Annotated in this window: 4 protein-coding genes; 2 read left to right on the forward strand and 2 right to left on the reverse strand. The window is 37.6% G+C overall.

Features of this window, described 5'->3' with window-relative positions; genetic code table 11:
* Positions 1–480, forward strand: a 480-nt coding sequence (locus GSY74_RS09780) for a YfaZ family outer membrane protein (RefSeq protein ID WP_164664918.1), incomplete at its 5' end; no start/stop codon positions are given.
* Between the two features lie 212 nt (positions 481–692).
* Complete coding sequence (locus GSY74_RS09785) at positions 693–1,211, forward strand: D-glycero-beta-D-manno-heptose 1,7-bisphosphate 7-phosphatase (RefSeq protein WP_164664919.1); 519 nt, start codon at positions 693–695, stop codon at positions 1,209–1,211.
* Here the strand turns inward: GSY74_RS09785 and ftsH are convergent.
* On the reverse strand, positions 1,181–3,118 hold the full coding sequence (ftsH, locus tag GSY74_RS09790) for an ATP-dependent zinc metalloprotease FtsH (RefSeq protein WP_164664920.1): 1,938 nt from the start codon (positions 3,116–3,118) through the stop codon (positions 1,181–1,183). The genes GSY74_RS09785 and ftsH overlap by 31 nt on opposite strands.
* A 6-nt stretch (positions 3,119–3,124) precedes the next feature.
* A partial coding sequence (locus GSY74_RS09795) for a 50S ribosomal protein L11 methyltransferase (protein WP_188108716.1) occupies positions 3,125–3,360 on the reverse strand: 236 nt, incomplete at its 5' end.

A 3,360-nucleotide genomic window follows, 5' to 3' on the forward strand; every position in this document is an offset into this window, starting at 1 on the left:
ACTATCTACTTGGCTGATTTCAACTTTTTAAATGTTGAAGATAGTAGAAAAGATGCCAAACTAATTGGTGTTGGTATCGGTGCTACAAACAAACTTGAAGGGGTTGAAGGGATTGAACTCACTTTTGGTGCAAAAGCAATTCTTGCCAATATTGATGATTCAGATAGAGAGCTTGATTCTAAATGGTTTGCAGCCGTTCCTCTTATGGGTATTATTCGTTATACATTTCCACCTTTGATGTTCAATATTCCTACCATATCTATAGAGACCAAACTTCTCTATGCTCCAGGAGCACTTAGTTTTGGTGATTCTGAAAAATATAGTGAATTTAGATTTGCTGCTGATATTGAGATGATAGAGAATGTAAAGATATATGCAGGGTATCGAAATATTATAACTGGATTTGGAGTAGGTGATGAGAATAATGAAGATTATATCTTTAGCAATGGCTTCTATGGTGGACTAAAATTTAGCTACTAAATGCCTCAGCAAAAAGCCCTTGGAATCGAAAGACCAATGAATTAACGAGGCTAAAGCCATCGGTTCCTTATGTGCAATCTGCATTTTCGGAATCGGCGTGTTTACACCCGAACTATTTGATTCAAAAAAAGCTTAATTCATTGGCATTGGGCTTCAGCCCAGAAAAGGACGAAACTAAAGTTTTCGTTTCCTAAATTTAAAAGAAGTTCAAAATGCAAAAAGCCCTCTTTTTAGACCGTGACGGCATAATAAATATCGACACTTATTATGTCCATAAGATTGAAGATTTTGAGTTTATACCAAATATCTTTGAGCTTCTTCATCTCTTTAAAGAGAGGGGTTATATCTTTTTTATCATCACCAATCAATCAGGTATAGGAAGGGGTTACTATACTCAGAAAGATTTTGATTTTTTAATGGAATGGGTGCTAGAGAGATTTCATGAGCAAAATATCAATATAGAGTTAGTTCAACACTGTCCACACACACCTAAAGAGTCATGCAACTGTCGTAAACCAAAAACTGGAATGATAGAGCAGGTTTTAAAGAGTTACAGTATAGATTTAGAGAAATCTTGGATGATAGGCGATAAACAGAGTGATATTGACCTAGCTCATAATGCAAAGATAGGTCATACTATTGCGATAGGTGATAGCGTGATAGAAAATTCAAACTATCACTTTAAAACTATCTCTGAGTGTTATGCTTTCTTATCTCCCTTTTTAAAATGAGCCAAACGAGACTCCATTCCACTCTCCTCTTCGAAATCTTGGATAATCGATCGAACCTTAGCTCCCTCTATCACTTCAACATCAAGAAGAACAGCTGTCATATTTTCAATAGCCACACTATAGGTTCGTAGAGTCTCTTTAACAAAATTATATCTTCTATCAAGTGTATTTTTAATCTCGGCATCTATATCTTCTGCCATCTTTTCACTATAATCATTTGATACCATACCTCCACCAAGGAAACTGCTTTGAGTTCGTGAGAGAACCATAAGCCCTGCCACATCACTCATACCATAAACAGTAATCATATCTTTCAAAATCGCAGTTGCACGGTCAAGGTCATTACCTGCCCCTGTTGAGATTTCACCCAAGAATACCTCTTCGGCAGCTCGTCCACCAAGAAGAACATCAATCTCAGCCATGAGTTCATATTTTCTTTTCAAGAATCTATCCTCATCATCTGGCAAGTGAAGTGTATAACCCAATGCACCTAAACCTCTAGGGATAATAGATACTTTTGTTACTCTTGTAGCCCCCTTGGTTAGTTCAGCCATCAGAGCATGTCCACTCTCATGATAAGCGACTATTCTCTTTTCAACTTCGGAAACTTTTCTATTTTTCTTCTCAAGACCAACAAATGCTCTCTCAATAGCCTCCAGAAGTTCTGCCTGTTTAATAGTCTTATGATTGGCACGACCTGCCAAAAGAGCTGCCTCATTGATAATATTTGCCAAATCAGCACCTGCCATACCTGCTGTCTGCTTCGCTACAATCTCCATATCTACAGAGTCATCAAGTTTGACACCTTTGGAGTGTACTTTCAAGATTGCCAAACGACCTGCGTAGTCTGGTTTATCCACAAGCACTTGCCTATCAAATCGCCCTGCTCTAAGCAGTGCAGCATCCAGTGTCTCTGGTCGGTTAGTTGCCGCCAAGACAATGACAGGAGTATCGGTACCAAAACCATCCATCTCTGCAAGAAGCTGATTGAGTGTCTGCTCTCTCTCATCATTTCCACCCATCTGACCACCACTAGCTCGACTCTTACCGATGGCATCAATCTCATCAATAAAGATAATAGATGGAGCCTCTTTTTTTGCAAGTTCAAAGAGGTCTCTCACACGACTTGCCCCAACACCCACAAACATCTCGATAAAGCTTGAACCACTTACAGAGAAGAATGGAACATCTGCTTCACCTGCAACTGCTTTTGCCAAAAGTGTTTTACCTGTACCTGGAGGTCCTACTAACAGAAGACCTTTTGGAATCTTTGCACCAAGCTCAATATATCTCTCTGGGTATTTTAGGAAATCAACAATCTCCACAACCTCATCTTTTGCCTCTTGGACACCCTGAACATCATCGAATTTGACATCAGGTTTTTCGGAGTTAATATTTTTGCCAACTTTTCCAGCACCAAGGATTCCACCCATACCTTTTGACATCTTTTTTGCCAAAAATAGCCAGATACCAAAAAAGATAAAGATAGGTAACAACATACTGATAAGTTCCGTGACTAAGCCATCACCTATTCGCCCCTCGTAAGTGATATTTCTATCCTCTAACATAGGAATAAGCCCTTCATCGAAAGCAGGAACATTTTGAGCTACAAACTTGATGTTTCCACTCTTATCAATAGCCTCAATCGTGCCACTTGTAATCTTGACCGATGAGACCTTATCCTCTTTGATATACTGTTTAATATCAGAGTATTTTACTCTCTCGGTTTTAACTATATTCTTATTTCCCATAAGCTCAGAGAAATCTGTATTGCCATCACCCAAAAATGATTTAAAGAGAATAATAATAACTATCGAAAAGATAGCAAATGACAACATTGGATTGTCATTAAAAAAATTATTATTATTGTTATTGTCGTTGTTCTGATTGTTATTTTGATTGTTCATTCGTTCCTATTTCTTTCTATATATAAGTGTAACCCACTCATCTTTTACTTTTCGTTCTATTAACTCTAAGTCACTATAAATTTCTGTTACTTGTGACTCTTTTGTATCTAAAATACCTGAAAGTATCAAGAGACCACTCTCTTTGGTTGCCTTTTTCAAATCATTTACAATAAATTTTAGTACATCTACTATAATATTAGCGATTACTATATCATATTGACCTTGAGCTTGATTGGCTGACC

It is taken from the genome of Sulfurovum sp. bin170 (genome assembly GCF_010892395.1).
In the GTDB taxonomy this organism is placed as follows: Bacteria; Campylobacterota; Campylobacteria; order Campylobacterales; family Sulfurovaceae; genus UBA1140.

Excerpts from the sequence above, each read along its gene's own strand:
- GSY74_RS09785 (WP_164664919.1), top strand. The coding sequence starts at position 693 with ATGCAAAAAGCCCTCTTTTTAGACCGTGACGGCATAATAAATATCGAC.
- ftsH (WP_164664920.1), bottom strand. The coding sequence starts at position 3,118 with ATGAACAATCAAAATAACAATCAGAACAACGACAATAACAATAATAAT.